The 14,756-nt window shown below is 71.4% G+C and carries 15 protein-coding genes; 11 read left to right on the top strand and 4 right to left on the bottom strand.

What is annotated here, in order from left to right:
- Positions 1 to 33: 33 nt before the first annotated feature.
- Entirely contained in the window at positions 34 to 1,158 is a 1,125-nt protein-coding gene (ku, locus tag AC069K_RS06045) for a non-homologous end joining protein Ku (protein WP_478612495.1), read from the top strand.
- 55 nt (positions 1,159 to 1,213) lie between these two features.
- On the opposite strand, the gene AC069K_RS06040 is transcribed toward ku, so the two are convergent.
- The 4 genes from AC069K_RS06040 to AC069K_RS06025 form a co-directional block, all read right to left on the bottom strand.
- Positions 1,214 to 2,968, bottom strand: a complete 1,755-nt coding sequence (locus AC069K_RS06040) for an MFS transporter (RefSeq protein ID WP_478612492.1) — start codon at positions 2,966 to 2,968, stop codon at positions 1,214 to 1,216.
- A gap of 263 nt (positions 2,969 to 3,231) precedes the next feature.
- Entirely contained in the window at positions 3,232 to 3,777 is a 546-nt protein-coding gene (locus AC069K_RS06035) for a cupin domain-containing protein (protein WP_358833880.1), read from the bottom strand.
- A gap of 323 nt (positions 3,778 to 4,100) precedes the next feature.
- Positions 4,101 to 5,315: an FAD-dependent oxidoreductase gene (locus tag AC069K_RS06030; RefSeq protein WP_478612488.1), complete on the bottom strand. Its 1,215-nt coding sequence runs from the start codon at positions 5,313 to 5,315 to the stop codon at positions 4,101 to 4,103.
- Between the two features lie 134 nt (positions 5,316 to 5,449).
- Positions 5,450 to 5,905 carry a carboxymuconolactone decarboxylase family protein gene (locus AC069K_RS06025; RefSeq protein ID WP_365102462.1) on the bottom strand — a complete coding sequence of 152 codons (456 nt, stop codon included), beginning with the start codon at positions 5,903 to 5,905 and terminating at the stop codon, positions 5,450 to 5,452.
- Between the two features lie 251 nt (positions 5,906 to 6,156).
- Here AC069K_RS06025 and AC069K_RS06020 point away from each other — a divergent pair, with 251 nt between their 5' ends.
- From AC069K_RS06020 to AC069K_RS05975, 10 genes are all read left to right on the top strand, one after another.
- Positions 6,157 to 6,303, top strand: coding sequence for a hypothetical protein (locus AC069K_RS06020; RefSeq protein WP_365102459.1), 147 nt, complete (start codon positions 6,157 to 6,159; stop codon positions 6,301 to 6,303).
- Positions 6,300 to 6,389, top strand: coding sequence for a K(+)-transporting ATPase subunit F (kdpF, locus tag AC069K_RS06015; protein WP_365102456.1), 90 nt, complete (start codon positions 6,300 to 6,302; stop codon positions 6,387 to 6,389). The genes AC069K_RS06020 and kdpF overlap by 4 nt, the downstream gene beginning before the upstream one ends.
- 8 nt (positions 6,390 to 6,397) lie before the next feature.
- The gene (gene kdpA, locus AC069K_RS06010) at positions 6,398 to 8,062 is read left to right on the top strand and encodes a potassium-transporting ATPase subunit KdpA (RefSeq protein ID WP_478612484.1); all 1,665 of its coding nucleotides are present in this window, start codon (positions 6,398 to 6,400) and stop codon (positions 8,060 to 8,062) included.
- Complete coding sequence (gene kdpB, locus AC069K_RS06005) at positions 8,059 to 10,215, top strand: potassium-transporting ATPase subunit KdpB (RefSeq protein ID WP_478612481.1); 2,157 nt, start codon at positions 8,059 to 8,061, stop codon at positions 10,213 to 10,215. The genes kdpA and kdpB overlap by 4 nt, the downstream gene beginning before the upstream one ends.
- A 5-nt stretch (positions 10,216 to 10,220) precedes the next feature.
- Positions 10,221 to 10,895, top strand: a complete 675-nt coding sequence (locus tag AC069K_RS06000) for a potassium-transporting ATPase subunit C (protein WP_478612478.1) — start codon at positions 10,221 to 10,223, stop codon at positions 10,893 to 10,895.
- A gap of 259 nt (positions 10,896 to 11,154) precedes the next feature.
- Positions 11,155 to 11,229: a 50S ribosomal protein bL37 gene (locus tag AC069K_RS05995; protein ID WP_372460710.1), complete on the top strand. Its 75-nt coding sequence runs from the start codon at positions 11,155 to 11,157 to the stop codon at positions 11,227 to 11,229.
- A gap of 82 nt (positions 11,230 to 11,311) precedes the next feature.
- Positions 11,312 to 11,776 (top strand): nucleoside deaminase, encoded by a 465-nt coding sequence (locus tag AC069K_RS05990; RefSeq protein WP_478612475.1) that lies wholly within the window; start codon positions 11,312 to 11,314, stop codon positions 11,774 to 11,776.
- 104 nt (positions 11,777 to 11,880) lie between these two features.
- Positions 11,881 to 12,372 (top strand): hypothetical protein, encoded by a 492-nt coding sequence (locus AC069K_RS05985; RefSeq protein ID WP_478612472.1) that lies wholly within the window; start codon positions 11,881 to 11,883, stop codon positions 12,370 to 12,372.
- A gap of 3 nt (positions 12,373 to 12,375) precedes the next feature.
- The gene (locus AC069K_RS05980) at positions 12,376 to 14,094 is read left to right on the top strand and encodes an alpha/beta hydrolase (protein WP_478612469.1); all 1,719 of its coding nucleotides are present in this window, start codon (positions 12,376 to 12,378) and stop codon (positions 14,092 to 14,094) included.
- Positions 14,091 to 14,696 (top strand): hypothetical protein, encoded by a 606-nt coding sequence (locus tag AC069K_RS05975; protein ID WP_478612466.1) that lies wholly within the window; start codon positions 14,091 to 14,093, stop codon positions 14,694 to 14,696. Before AC069K_RS05980 ends, AC069K_RS05975 begins: the two co-directional genes overlap by 4 nt.
- Positions 14,697 to 14,756: the final 60 nt, after the last annotated feature.

Raw genomic sequence — 14,756 nt, 5'->3', positions numbered from 1 at the left:
GAATCCCACTAATCCCGGCAAAGAGGACGAATAGTGCGATCCATATGGAACGGTGCGATCTCCTTCGGGCTGGTCAGCATTCCGATCAAGCTCTACAACGCGACCGAGAGCCATTCGATCTCCTTCCGGCAGATCCACACGGAGGACGGCGGACGGGTCCGCTACCGCAAGGTGTGCGAGCTGGACGGCGAGGAGCTGGACGCCTCGGAGATCGGCAAGGCGTACGAGGACGCCGACGGGTCGCTGGTCCCCATCAGCGACGACGACCTGGCCGCGCTGCCGCTGCCCACCGCCAGGACCATCGAGATCGTCGCGTTCGTGCCGTCCGACTCCATCGACCCGCTCCAGATCGACACGGCGTACTACCTGAGCGCCAGCGGGGTCCCGGCGGCCAAGCCGTACACCCTGCTCAGGGAGGCGCTCAAGCGCAGCCGCAAGGTGGCCGTCGCCAAGTTCGCGCTGCGCGGGCGCGAGCGGCTGGGGATGCTGCGGGTCGTGGACGACGTCATCGCCATGCACGGGCTGCTGTGGCCGGACGAGATCCGCGCCCCCGAGGGCGTCGCCCCGGACAGTGACGTCAAGGTCCGCGACGCGGAGCTCGATCTGGCCGACGCCCTGATGGACACCCTCGGCGAGGTCGACGTGGAAACCCTGCACGACGACTACCGGGAGGCCGTGGAGGCCCTGATCGCGTCCAAGGCGGGCGGCGCGCTGCCCCCGGCCGAGGCGCCCGAGTCCCCGCGCGGCGGCAAGGTCATCGACCTGATGGCGGCGCTGGAGAACAGTGTGCGCGCGGCGAAGGAGGCGCGCGGCGAGGAGGCGGGGGAGCCGGCCGCGGAGCGGCAGGCCGAGGTCACCGAGCTGAAGCCGCGCAAGACCGCCGCCCGCAAGACGGCCCCGGCGAAGAAGACCGCCGGGAGCACGGGCCGGGCCCCCGCGAAGAGCACGGCGAAGACCACCGGCAAGGCCGCCGCGAAGACGACCGCCGCGAAGTCGGACACCACCAAGTCGACCGCCACCAAGTCGACCTCGAAGACCACCAGGAAGACGGCCCAGTCGCCCAAGTCCTCCTCGGCGGGGGCCAAGAAGTCCACCTCCACGGCCGCCAAGAAGACGGCCGCCAAGAAGACGACTCCCCGCAAGCGCGCGTCGGCCTGAGCGGCCGGCGTACGCCTGGGGGAGTCGGGAGCCGGAGTGTGTCAGCGCCGGGGCGTCACGCCCCGCGGGCCACCGGCTCGCCCAGCGCCTCCAGCTCCGCGTCCAGGTCACGCGCCTGCACCTGCCGGGGCAGCGCGAACATGCCGAGCGCCACCAGCACCAGGATGCCGACCCCGTACCAGAGGCTGAGGTCGAAGCTCTTGACGAAGTTGTGGCTGACGGCCTCCTGGCCACGCTCGGTCAGGATCGGCTGGACCTTTTCGGCGCCGGGCACCGAAGACGGCTTGCAGCTCGCCGGGACCTTCGTCGGGTCCGACTCGGCCGACCGGTCGTGCACACATTTCCGGAAGCCGTTGACGATGTCGTCGACGCCGCCCGCCGGGACGCCCGCGGCCACCAGTTCCTGGCGCAGGGCCGGGGTCACCTTGTCGACGCCGTGGTCGGAGTCGCTGGAGAGGTGGCCGAAGAAGAGCACGCCGACCAGCGCGACACCGAGCGCCATGCCGACCTGCTGGGTGGTGCCGAGCAGCCCGGAGGCGGAACCCGCGTCCTTGGCGGGCACCTTGGTGAGGATCGCGTCGATCATCGGGGCCACCACCAGACCGAAGCCGAAGCCGGTGACGACCAGCGGCGCGATCATCTGCCAGGACGGGATGTCCGGGCCGTAGTGGTGGGCGACGAGGATGTACGCGGCGAAGCCCAGCGCGTTCAGGAGCGCGCCGCCGATCAGGGTGAGGCGGCCGATGCGCGGGGTGAACACCTCGACCGCGAGACCGGAGCCCGCCGCCGCGCCGACCGCGAAGGCCGCGCCTGTCAGACCGGCGCGCATGGGCGACCAGCCGAGCCCCAGCTGCATGTACAGCGTCCACACCAGGAAGAAGCCGCCGAGCGCGATCCAGAACAGCGTCCACACCAGCATGCCCGCGGTGAACGCGCGCTCCCTGAAGAGGCTGAGCACCACCAGCGGCGAGCCCACGGTCCGGGTGCGGTGGCGCTCGAAGACGACCAGGATGCCGAAGACCACGACGGAGCCCGCCATCAGCAGGTACGTCCACAGCGGCCAGCCGAGCGTACGGCCCTCGGCGAGCGGATAGACCAGCATCAGGATGCCGGTCACGGCGATGACCACACCGATCGGGTCCAGCTTGGGCGCGGCCGGCGACTTGGAGTCGCGTACGAAGAACCAGGCGGCGATCAGGGCGCCGATGCCCACCGGGATGTTGACCAGGAAGATCGGCCGCCACTCCAGGTCCGCGATGTTCGCGTCGACCAGCACACCGCCGACGATCAGACCGGCCACCGACGCGGAGCCGAGCACACCGCCCCAGATGCCGAGCACCTTGCCGCGCTCCTCGGACGGGAACGTGACATGGATGATCGCCAGGATCTGCGGGACCATCAGACCGGCCATGGCGCCCTGGAAGAAGCGCGCGCCGATGAGCATGCCGGGACCACTGGCCACACCGCACAGGGCCGAGGCGACGGTGAAGCCCGCCACACCGATCAGGAACATCTTCTTGCGGCCGTAGATGTCGCCGAGCCGGCCACCGGTGATCAGCAGGGCCGCGAAGCCCAGGACATAGCCGGCCACGACCCACTCGATCTGGGTGTAGTCGGCGTGCAGGTCCTTCTGGATGCTCGGGATGACGACGTTGACGATCGTCACGTCGAGCATGTCCATGAACCCGGCCACCAGGACGATGATCAGGGCGAGCCAGCGGCGCGGGTCCAGCGCCGGCGCTTCACCGGAGGCTTCTCCCGCGCGGCTGCCGCCGGGCAGGTCGGCTCCGGCGTGGGTGTCGTGAGTCATGGCGTTTCTACCTCTGGGCCGATCGTGGTGACCGGGCCGTCCGAGCCCGGTCGTGACGGATGGGGCGTGATGAGACGAGTGCCATTTGCGGGTCTCCTTGCCGCGAGGGGCAGGAAAAAGTGCGTCACCAAGATGACGACACAGGATCGGGCGGTGTGACTTTTCGCAGGTCACACCGCCCGACCCCGCTATGGAATGTCGGGTTCATGACAGCCCGGCACCGTCACGGAAGAAGGCTCACCCGCGCGGTGGGGCGACCCCGTTCAGACGACCGGCTGCGCCGCGCCGTGTTCGGCCAGCAGGCGCCGGGCCTCCTCGTCGGCCTCGCCCGCCGGGACGAGGACGCCCTCCGGCGTGAGGCGCATCGGCTCGCTGCCCGCCATCCGCCAGTCGAACTTCGCCGCCAGCTCGAAGAGGTCGGACTGGATCAGCGGCCCGCCCTTCTCGTGCTCGGCCGCGAGCGCGGTCGGGTGGTAGAGCTCGTAACCGCCCGGCAGGTGCAGCGTCAGGAAGTGGCAGCCGCCCTCGACCGTGGTCGACCAGGTGTGCTCGGTGCCCTTGGAGATGTGCGCCATGCCGCCGGGGCCGAGCGTGGTCACCTCGCCGTCGATGTACATGACCAGGGAGCCCTCCAGGACGAAGTACGTCTCGTCGGACTCGGCGTGCGTGTGGAGCGGCGGTCCGGGAGTGGCGGCGGCTATCTCGCCTTCCACGAGGGCGGCGGCGCCATCCGTGGCGCCGCTCGGCAGGACGATTTCAAACCCGCGGCGGCCGGCAGGGCGGTCCTCGGGGTAGATGATGGTCGTCATGAATCCCTCTCTGGCTTGATTTCCCTCAAGTGCGTACGGGTTTAGCACGGGGCCGCGGGTGCGGGTCAAGCAGCGCTCAACTTGCCCGTCGGGCGCGGCTCCAGTGGCACTCGGGCCCCCGGTGACCAGCTCTAGCACGGCTCTGTGCGACCGCGGGATTTCCGCAGTTGAACACGTGTGGATAACGCCGACCGGTTTTGTTCGTTGTTCTGTCAACGACATTCCCGGAGTTCACGACTTGGGCAGGGAGAATTCCCCGGAATGCCGACGGGCGGGTACCGGCGCTCTCCGCGCCGGCACCCGCCCGTACGGCGGCAGACGTCTCAGACCCGCTCGGGGATCCGGACGTGCTCGGGCCGCGGCCCGTACCCGATCATCCGCGCGATCAGCTGCCGCATCGGCCGTACGTGCTCCGCGACCGCCAGGAACCGCGGCGGCCTGGACTCGCGGGTGCCGTGCAGCGTCGGCGCGATCAGCTGGTTCTGGAGCAGGATCTGCATACGCTGGATCGCGGCCGCCGCGGGCAGCCGCCGCCGCTGCACCGCCGCCAGGTCCTCGGTGCTCACCGCGCCCCGGTGCAGCGGCTCGGCCAGCAGGTTGGCGGTGGCCACCGCGTCCTGCACGGCCACGTTGATGCCGAAGCCGCCGACCGGGGACATCGCGTGCGCCGCGTCCCCGATGAACAGCAGCCCCGGCCGGTACCAGCGCTTGAGCCGCTCGACCCGGACCTCCAGCATCCGCGCGTCCGAGAACTCGATCTTGTCCGGCCGGTCGCCCATCCACGGCAGCAGCGCCCGCACGCTCGCCCGCAGCGACTCGATCCCCTCGGCCTGGAGCTCGGCGTACCGGCCCTTGGGGATGACGTACGCGAACTGCCAGTACGTGTCCCGGCAGATGCCGATGAGCAGGCCCTGCTGCCCCATGCGGATGAAGGTGTCCGGCGGGTCGCTCTCCTCGCGGGGGATACGGAACCACAGGTCGTCCATGGGCGCCCCGAAGCCCTGCGGGACGAGTCCGGCCGGGCGGCGCAGCACCGAGTCGCGGCCGTCGGCGGCCACGGTCAGGACCGCGCGCAGCTCGTGCTCGCCCTCGGCGTCCCGGAAGCGCACGCCCCGGGCCCGGTCGCCCTCGCGGATCAGACCGTGCACCTCCGCCCCCATCCGCAGGTGGAAGTTGGGGTACGTGGCGGCCTCGGCGGCGAGCAGGTTGAGGAAGTCCCACTGCGGGACGAACGCGATGTAGGGATACGTGCCGGACAGCAGGCGCTGGTCGGCGACGAGCACATCGCGGGTGTCGGTGACCATGTTGATCCCCGGCGTGGTGCGGTGCGGCAGCTCCAGGAAGCGCTCGGCGAGGCCCAGCTCGGCGAGCACGTCCAGGGTGGAGGGGTGGATCGTGTCGCCGCGGAAGTCCCGCAGGAAGTCCCGGTGCTTCTCCAGGACGGTGACCTCGATGCCGGCCCGGGCGAGCAGCAGCCCCAGCATCGCGCCGGCCGGGCCGCCTCCGACTATGCAGCAGGTGGTTGTCTCGGTTGCCATGGGTGCCACCTCGGCGTCGTGCGTGGATGTCGTACGAGTCGATCTCGGCGAGCATGCCCCACGCGGTCGCGGGTGCCAAGGTCGAACAGAGCGAACGGAGCGTCAGATTCCCCTGAAGGGTGGCCCGTTGGGGATCACCAGGTCTGGCCGCCCTGCTGGCGGGTGGCCGCGTTGAGGCGGTTGTAGAAGTTGCTGACGGCTATCCACAGCACCAGGGCCGCGAGCGGCTTCTCCTCGTAGTGCCGGGCGGCCTCGGCCCACACCGCGTCGGGGACCGGCTCCTCGCGGTCGTTCAGCCGGGTCACGGCCTCGGTGAGGGCCAGCGCGGCCCGCTCGGCGTCCGTGAAGTACGGCGTCTCCCGCCAGGCGGCCACCGCGAACAGGCGCTCCGCGCTCTCGCCGCCCTTCATCGCGTACCGGGTGCCGGAGTCCACGCAGGCGCTGCATCCGTTGATCTGGCTGGCGCGCAGATGGACGAGGTGCATCGTGGTGGCGGGCACTCCGGCGCCGTGGGTCGCCTTCTGGAGTCCCCGTACGGCCTCCATCGCCCCCGGGACGAGCGTCGCCGGGCTCGGCATCCGTGCTTCCATGACTGTTCTCCTGGCTGCCACCCACTGGGTGGCCTGGGCTCCGACTGTCATGGAATTGACGAAGCAGGGCCCCGAAGTGTGACGAAGCGCCCCACCCGGCACGCCCGCGGACCTGGCCGGGTCCCGCCGGAGCCGCGTACCGCGCCCGTACCCCCGCCGCGCGGGCAGGTCCGCGTATGAAGGGCGTCAAGGAGACGCCGCCGGCCGTCAGGGGACCGTCAACGAAAGCGGCGCGGGCGTCGCGGGCGGGTTTGCTCAGGGAGTCCGCACCCGTCCCGCTCGTCCACGAGCCTCTTCGAGTCCTGGAGTTCACGATGGCCGACCTGGCCTTCGTCGCCGCCACGATCGCGGTGTTCGCCCTGGTGGCGCTCATAGCCAAGGGGGTGGCGAAGCTGTGACCACCGAGAACGTCGTCGGTCTTGTCGTGGCCGCCGCCCTGCTGGGCTATCTCGTCCTCGCCCTTGTGTACCCGGAGAGGTTCTGAGCCCCGCGATGTCTTCCGTCCTTTCCGGCGTGCTCCAGTTCGCCGCGCTCGCCGCGGCCCTGGCGCTCTCGTACCGGCCGCTGGGCGACCACCTGGCCCGGGTCTACTGCGGCGACCGGCATCTGCGGGTCGAGAAGTGGATCTACCGGGCCATCGGCGCGGATCCGTCCGCCCGGATGCGCTGGCCCGCCTATCTGCGGGGCGTGCTCGCCTTCTCCGCCGCGGGCGTCCTCTTCCTCTATCTGCTCCAGCGCCTCCAGGGGCACCTGCCCGGCTCGCTCGGCTTCGCGTCGATCCCGGCCGACCAGGCGTTCAACACGGCGGCGTCGTTCGTGTCGAACACCAACTGGCAGTCGTACGCGGGCGAGCAGGCCATGGGCCACGTCGTGCAGACCGGCGGCCTTGCCGTGCAGAACTTCGTCTCGGCCTCGGTGGGCATGGCCGTCGCGGTCGCTCTCGTCCGCGGCTTCGCCTCCTCGCGCACCGGTGAGCTCGGCAACTTCTGGACCGACCTGGTCCGCGGCACCGTACGCGTCCTGCTGCCGGTCTCGGTGGCCGGCGCGCTCGTCCTGGTCGCCTGCGGCGCCCTCCAGAACTTCGCCGGGATCCACGAGGTCGGCCAGTTCACGGGCGGCCCGCAGCAGTGGAACGGTGGCGCGGTCGCCTCCCAGGAGGCGATCAAGGAGCTGGGCACGAACGGCGGCGGCTACTTCAACGCCAACTCCGCCCACCCCTTCGAGAACCCCGGCGGCTTCTCCAACCTGTTCGAGGTCTACCTCATCCTGCTGATCCCGTTCGCGCTCACCCGGACCTTCGGCCGGATGGTCGGAAGCGTCCGGCAGGGCTACGCGATCCTGGCGGCCATGGTCACCGTCTGGGCGGGCTTCACCGCCCTGATGCTGTGGACCGAATCCGCCCACCACGGACCGGCGTTCGACCTGGCGGGCGGAGCGATGGAGGGCAAGGAGACCCGCTTCGGCGTCGGCGGCACCTCCGTCTTCGCGGTCGCCACCACCCTCACCTCCACCGGCGCCGTGGACGGCTTCCACTCCTCGCTCACCGGCTTCGGCGGCGGCATCACCCTGCTGGGCATGCAGCTCGGCGAGATCGCGCCCGGCGGCACCGGCTCCGGTCTCTACGGAATGCTGGTCATGGCGGTCATCGCGGTGTTCCTCGCGGGCCTGATGGTGGGGCGCACCCCGGAGTACCTGGGCAAGAAGATCGGCACCCGCGAGATCAAGTACGCCGCCTGCTACCTCCTCATCACCCCGGCGCTGGTCCTGGTGTCCACCGCGGTCGCGATGTCCCTGCCCTCGACCCGCGACGCGATGACCAACCACGGGGCGCACGGCTTCTCCGAGGTGCTCTACGCGTACACCTCCGGCGCCAACAACAACGGCTCGGCCTTCGCGGGCCTGAGCGCCGACACCCCCTGGTTCAACACCTCCCTCGGCCTGGTGATGCTGCTCGGCCGGTTCCTGCCGATGGTGTTCGTCCTGGCACTCGCCGGCTCGCTCGCCGGGCAGCGGCCCGTCCCGGAGACCGCGGGCACCCTGCGCACCGGCAAACCCCTGTTCACCGGTCTGCTGGTCGGCACGATCCTGATCGTCACCGGTCTGACCTACTTCCCCGCCCTCGCGCTGGGGCCGCTGGCCGAGGGGCTGGCGGCATGACCACGCATCTGAAGCCCGAGGAGCCCGGCTCCATGCCCACCGCCCCTGCCCCCGCCACGGATCCCGCGAGCCCCGCCCGCACCCCGCACGACGCCCACCCCGCCGGCCACCCGGACCGGGCCGGGGCCGGAGGCGGCCTGTTCGACCCCAGGCAGCTGGTCGCCGCGTTCCCCGAGGCGCTCAGGAAGCTCGACCCCCGGGTGATGGCCGCGTCCCCGGTGATGTTCGTCGTCGAGATCGGTTCCGTACTGACGACGGTCCTCGCGCTCAGGGACCCCGGCGACTGGTTCGGCTGGGCGATCACCGGCTGGCTCTGGCTGACCGCGGTCTTCGCCAACCTGGCGGAGGCGGTCGCCGAGGGCCGGGGCAAGGCGCAGGCCGACACCCTGCGCCGCGCCAGGACGGACACCGTCGCCCGCCGTCTGACCGGCACCGCGGAGGAGCGGGTGCCCGGCACCGGACTGCGCGTCGGCGACCTGGTCGTCTGCGAGGCGGGCGATGTCGTCCCGGGCGACGGCGACGTGGTCGAGGGCGTCGCCTCGGTGGACGAGTCCGCGATCACCGGCGAGTCCGCGCCGGTGATCCGCGAGTCCGGCGGCGACCGCTCGGCTGTCACCGGCGGTACGAAGGTGCTCTCCGACCGGATCGTCATCAAGATCACCACCAAGCCGGGCGAGACCTTCATCGACCGGATGATCGGCCTGGTCGAGGGCGCGGCCCGGCAGAAGACGCCCAACGAGATCGCCCTGAACATCCTGCTCGCCTCGCTGACCATCGTGTTCCTGCTGGCGGTGGTCACCCTCCAGCCGTTCGCCACGTACGCGGGCGCCGAGCAGCCGATGGTCGTGCTTGCGGCCCTGCTGGTCTGCCTCATCCCGACGACGATCGGCGCCCTGCTCTCCGCCATCGGCATCGCCGGCATGGACCGCCTGGTCCAGCGCAACGTCCTGGCCATGTCCGGCCGGGCCGTCGAGGCGGCCGGGGACGTGTCGACGCTGCTCCTGGACAAGACCGGCACCATCACCCTGGGCAACCGCCGGGCGTCCGAGTTCGTCCCGGTCGAGGGCACGACCGAGGCCGAGGTCGCCGAGGCCGCGCAGCTCTCCTCGCTGGCCGACGAAACGCCCGAGGGCCGCTCGATCGTGGTCCTGGCCAAGGACCGGTACGGGCTGCGCGAGCGCCACCGGGGCGAGCTGACGGACGCGGAGTGGATCGCCTTCACCGCCCAGACCCGGATGTCGGGCGTGGACGTGGAAGGGCGCAAGGTCCGCAAGGGAGCGGCCGGTTCGGTCGCCGCGTGGGTGAGGGAGCGGGGCGGACGTGTGGCCGAGGACGCCCAGCAGCTCACCGACGAAATTTCCCAGGCCGGCGGCACGCCGCTGCTGGTGGCCGTGGAAGACGCGGAAGGCGCCCGCGTCCTGGGTGTCATCCACCTCAAGGACGTGGTCAAGGAGGGCATGCGGGAGCGGTTCGACGAACTGCGCCGGATGGGCATCAGGACCGTCATGATCACCGGTGACAACCCGCTGACCGCCCGGGCCATCGCCGAGGAGGCGGGCGTCGACGACTTCCTCGCCGAGGCCACCCCCGAGGACAAGATGGCGCTGATCAAGCGCGAGCAGGCCGGCGGCAAGCTGGTCGCGATGACGGGCGACGGCACCAACGACGCCCCCGCGCTCGCCCAGGCGGACGTGGGCGTCGCGATGAACACCGGCACGTCGGCCGCCAAGGAGGCCGGCAACATGGTCGACCTCGACTCCGACCCGACCAAGCTGATCGAGATCGTCGGGATCGGCAAACAGCTCCTGATCACCCGGGGCGCGCTCACCACGTTCTCCGTCGCCAACGACGTGGCGAAGTACTTCGCGATCATCCCGGCGATGTTCGCGGCCGTCCACCCGGGCCTGGACGAACTCAACATCATGGGCCTGCACAGCCCCCAGTCCGCGATCCTCTCCGCGGTCGTCTTCAACGCCCTGGTCATCGTCGCGCTGGTCCCGCTCGCGCTGAGGGGCGTGCGGTACCGGCCCGCCGGGGCCGACCGGCTGCTCCGCCGCAACCTGGGGATCTACGGCCTGGGCGGCCTGGTCGCCCCCTTCGTCGGCATCAAGCTCATCGACCTCCTCGTCTCCCTCATCCCCGGAATCGGCTGATCGTCATGAACAACTCGGTATCCGCCGCGGCCCGGCAGGCCGGCGCCGCCCTGCGGGCCCTGCTCGTGCTGACCCTGGTGTGCGGGGTGGTCTACCCGCTCGCCGTGACCGGCGTCGCCCAACTGGCCTTCCCCGGCCGGGCGAACGGCTCGGAGGTCACGTCGCGCGGGAAGGTGGTCGGTTCGGAGCTGATCGGCCAGCGGTACGACCTCCCCGCGAAGGACCCGTCCGACTCCGGGGAGGCGCCCCGCCCGGACCCGCGCTGGTTCCAGCCGCGCCCCTCCGGAGGCCTGGGCACCAACACCCTCAACACCCGCTACCGGCTGCTGGTGTCCGGCGCGAGCAACCTCTCCGGCGACAACGAGGAGCTGGTCCGGCGGGTCGAGGCAGCCAAGGCCGCGGTGGTCGGGGACAACTCCACGGACACGTACCAGGTGGACCCCGCGGACGTCCCCGCCGACGCGGTCACCTCCTCCGGCTCGGGCCTGGACCCCGACATCTCCCCGGCGTACGCGCGGCTCCAGGTCCACCGGGTGGCGCAGCGCAACGGGCTGCCGGTGGCGAAGGTGGAGCACCTGGTCGCCGACCACACGGAGGGCCGCCTCCTGGGCTTCATCGGCGAGCCCCGGGTCAACGTGCTGAAGCTGAACATCGCGCTGCGGGAGCTCGCGGGGAGGTGACGCAGACGCGGGGCGCGGGGCGCGGGGCGCGGGGCGCGGGGCGCGGGGCGCGGGAGGAGCCTCCGGGAACGGGGACCTCCGGGAACGGGGACCTCCGGGCGAGGACCGCCCCCGGGACCGCCCCCGGGACCGTCGGCCGGGACCGCCGGCCGGTGCCGCCGCCCGGGCCGAGGACGGCCGCGATGCGGGCGGAGGGGGCGGCTCATAGACTGACGTGGACAATATGCCCCTTTTCGTACCGGCAAGGGAGATGCGGTCCATGTCCAAGCGAGGCAACAAGCGGCGCGCGCGGAAGAAGAAGGGCGCCAACCACGGAAAGCGCCCCAACACCTGAGCCCCCGGGCGCCCCCGGCCCCGGCCCCCGCCGCCCGTCGTGGCACCGGGCTGGGGCCGACGCCGTGTCCCACACTGGCCCCATGGACCTGGAAGCGGCACGCGCCCTGCTCCCCGCCGCCCTCGAAGAGGCACGCGCCGGACGGGCCGAGGGCGGCATCCCCATCGGCGCGGCGCTCTACGACGCGTCCGGCACCCTCATCGGGCGCGGCCGCAACCGCCGCGTCCAGGACGACGACCCGTCCACGCACGCCGAGACGGCCGCCTTCCGGGCGGCCGGGCGCCGGACCACGTACGCCGGTACGACCATGGTGACCACCCTCGCCCCCTGCTGGTACTGCAGTGGCCTGATCCGCCAGTTCGGCATCCCCCGTGTGGTGATCGGCGAGACGCGGACCTTCGGCGGCGGACAGGAGTGGCTCGCCGGGCACGGGGTGGAGGTCATGGTGCTGGACGACGCCGAATGCTGGGCGCTGCTGGGGGAGTTCATCGCGGCGGAGCCCGGGTTGTGGTCGGAGGACATCGGAGGCCCGCCGTCGGACGGCTAGCGCGGCACCGGCCCGTGCGGACTGAGTACCCGTACTCATTGCTGGCCTGAAATGGCCCAGTACCCTGCCGGAAAGAAGATCAGCAAGCGGGAGGGGCGAAGGGCATGTCCACACCGATCGGTGGTCCCACACGGGGCTTCTGGATCACGCCGGGCGAAGTCCAGAAGGCCGGTGACTCGGCCCGCAAGGTGGCCAAGGACATCCCGGACGAAGTCAAGACCCTGTACAAGCCGACCGACACGGCGGTGGCGGGCCTGGCCGGTTTCGAGACCGCGAAGGCCATCGACGAGTGCCTGGAGGCGTGGGCCAAGACGCTGCGCGCGCTGGCGGGCATGGTGGAGGGCGCGGCCGACGCGGTCGGCTCGTCCAGTACGAGCTTCGTCCGCGAGGACCACGCGCGCGGGCAGTCGTTCCTCGGCTTCGGCCCCCAGACCCCGTATGCGCCGGGCGTCTCGGCCCCGGGAGTGCACCCCCCGTACGCACCGAACGCCCCGTATGCACCGAACGCCCCGTACGCGCCGAACGCCCCCCACATCCCCTACACCCCCCAAGCCCCGGGAGTGACCCTTCCGCCGGCGTCCGACGGAGGACACTGACCGATGCGGGTCTCGCAACTGCGCGATGCCAAGCCGCTCCTGCTGACCGACGCGGGCGACGCCTGGGACAAACTGGCGGAGACGTTCGGCACGCACACCACCGACTGCGGCAAGTACCTGCACCGGCCCCTCCAGCAGGGCAACTGGGGCGGGATCGCCGCCGAGTCCGCCGCCGACCGGCTCGCCCGGATGCAGCGCGACCTCCTGGTCGCCAAGCAGGAACTGGACGCCGTGGGAACGGTGTTGCGGGCCTGCGGCGAGGTGCTCGCCGCCCAGCAGGGCAAGCTGGCGCACGCCCTGGAGGACGCGACCGGCGCCGGATACCACGTCGCGGACGACGGCAAGGTCACCGCTCCGAGCGTCGACACCAGCGGGATGACGCCCGGCGACGTGGCGATGATGCAGCGCGACCGGACCACCCGCGCCCAGGGCTTCGCCGACCGGATCGGCGACGCGCTCGCGGCGGCGGCGAAGGCCGACACGGAGTACGCGAAGGCGATCAGGCTCTTCACCGAGGCGGCCAACCGCTGCGGCAGGGGCGACTGGAGCACCAACATCGCGGAGATGGCGACGGCGGGGGGCATCAACAGCGAGCTGCTGCACGAGCTGGGCATGCCCGACAAGAACGGCTCCCCGGCCGCCGTACAGGCCTGGTGGGCCCAGCTCTCCCCGAGCCTCCAGGCCGAGCTGATCCAGGACTACCCGCAGCAGATCGGCAACCGCGACGGCATACCGGCCACCGACCGCGACCGCGCCAACCGGACGTATCTGCCGATGCTGCTCGACAGCCTCCAGTCGGAGTACGAGGGAGCCGACGGCGACAAGGCGAAGGCCCTCAAGGACAAGATCGAGGGGCTCAAGGGCATCCAGAAGCAGCTGGCGGCGGAGGGCGAGCCGCGCCCGTACCTGCTGGGCATCGGCGCGGAGGGCAAGGGCCGCGCCATCGTCTCCTTCGGCAACCCGGACACGTCGAAGAACGTCTCCGCGTACGTGCCCGGCCTCAACACCAAGCTCAGCGGCCACTTCGCGTCCTCGGACGTGGACCGGGCCCGGAACGTGGCGACCATGGCGAACAAGATGTACCCCGACACCACGACCGCCTCGGTGGTCTGGCTCGGCTACGACTGCCCGCAGCTGGACGGCTTCAAGTGGTCGGCGACGGACGTGATGAGCGAGGACGACGCGAAGGCCGGGGCGCCGGCGTACGACAAGTTCCTGAGCGGCATCAGGGCCACCCACGAGTCCGGCTCCCCGCACGTCACGGCCATAGGCCACTCGTACGGCTCGCTCACCGTGGGCCAGGCGACCCAGCAGCCCGGCGGCATCCCCGCGGACGACGTGGTCCTGGTCGGCAGCCCCGGCGTGGGCGTGAACAAGGCGTCCGACCTGGGGGTGGGGGCGGACCACGTCTACATAGGCGCCGCGGAGAACGACCAGGTCACGTACCTGCCGTCGCCCAACCTCCTGGAGTACGTGGCACCCGGCAGCGAGTACGGCCCGAAGAAGAACTGGTTCGGCACGGACCCGGCGGACGACCACTTCGGCGGCCACCACTTCGCCGTGGCCCCGGGCAAGGACACGGGCCTGCCCGGCCTGGCGACGGGCAACCTCCCCGCACACTCGATCTACTTCGACCCCGACGCGGGCGGCGACTCCCTCCCCAACATCGCCAGCGTGGTCACCGGCCACGGCGACCGGATCACGGGGACGAGGCCGCGATGAGGGTCCGGGGACGCCGGGTGGCGTGCGCGCTGCTGCTCGCGGCGGCACTGACCGGTTGTGGAACGGGCAGCAGTGGCCGGAGCGACCAGCAGGTACGACAGACCCAGAAGGCACCGAAGATGAACATGCAACAGGCGGGCGAGGGCTCGGAGAAGATCCTGGACGCCACACTGGCGGCGATCCGGCCGCCGGTGAAGTGGACGTACGGAACCCCCATGCAGGAGGCGTGCAGCACGGACCTCAACGAGCCGACGGGCAGGACGACGGTCACCCGCAGCCGCAACATCCTGACGATCGTCTCCCCCCACCGCCGAGGCAGCCTCCTGGGCGTGGTCCAGCGCCACTGGGAGTCGGCGGGCTTCAAGGTGACGAGCGTCCGCAACGACGAGTCGATGCCATGGGTACGGGCGACCCGGGCGGACGGCTTCAGCGTGTCGCTCCAGGTCGGGAGCGTGGGGAACGTGTTCCTGAGCGCGAGTTTCGCGTGCGCGGAGGACTCGGAGATGACGTACCCGGCGGGAACACCGGGGAAGCCGGGGGGCCCGAAGGGGGAGCAGGTCCGGCCGAACGAGCGGTCGGAGTTCTGGTCGGGGGAGGGGTGAGGGGGGTGCTGCCGGGAGGGGGCGTTGCCGCGAAGGGGCTTTGCCGCGTCGCGCGGCTGG

This window comes from Streptomyces sp. NPDC043908, from assembly GCF_056435525.1.
The sequence above is the reverse complement of the archived record's forward strand: the minus strand, read 5'-3'. Positions and strand labels throughout refer to the sequence as shown.

Excerpts from the sequence above, each read along its gene's own strand:
- AC069K_RS05985 (WP_478612472.1), top strand. The coding sequence starts at position 11,881 with ATGTCCACACCGATCGGTGGTCCCACACGGGGCTTCTGGATCACGCCG.
- AC069K_RS06035 (WP_358833880.1), bottom strand. The coding sequence starts at position 3,777 with ATGACGACCATCATCTACCCCGAGGACCGCCCTGCCGGCCGCCGCGGG.
- kdpA (WP_478612484.1), top strand. The coding sequence starts at position 6,398 with ATGTCTTCCGTCCTTTCCGGCGTGCTCCAGTTCGCCGCGCTCGCCGCG.
- AC069K_RS06040 (WP_478612492.1), bottom strand. The coding sequence starts at position 2,968 with ATGACTCACGACACCCACGCCGGAGCCGACCTGCCCGGCGGCAGCCGC.
- AC069K_RS06030 (WP_478612488.1), bottom strand. The coding sequence starts at position 5,315 with ATGGCAACCGAGACAACCACCTGCTGCATAGTCGGAGGCGGCCCGGCC.
- AC069K_RS06025 (WP_365102462.1), bottom strand. The coding sequence starts at position 5,905 with ATGGAAGCACGGATGCCGAGCCCGGCGACGCTCGTCCCGGGGGCGATG.
- AC069K_RS05990 (WP_478612475.1), top strand. The coding sequence starts at position 11,312 with ATGGACCTGGAAGCGGCACGCGCCCTGCTCCCCGCCGCCCTCGAAGAG.
- AC069K_RS05975 (WP_478612466.1), top strand. The coding sequence starts at position 14,091 with ATGAGGGTCCGGGGACGCCGGGTGGCGTGCGCGCTGCTGCTCGCGGCG.
- kdpB (WP_478612481.1), top strand. The coding sequence starts at position 8,059 with ATGACCACGCATCTGAAGCCCGAGGAGCCCGGCTCCATGCCCACCGCC.
- AC069K_RS06000 (WP_478612478.1), top strand. The coding sequence starts at position 10,221 with ATGAACAACTCGGTATCCGCCGCGGCCCGGCAGGCCGGCGCCGCCCTG.
- AC069K_RS05980 (WP_478612469.1), top strand. The coding sequence starts at position 12,376 with ATGCGGGTCTCGCAACTGCGCGATGCCAAGCCGCTCCTGCTGACCGAC.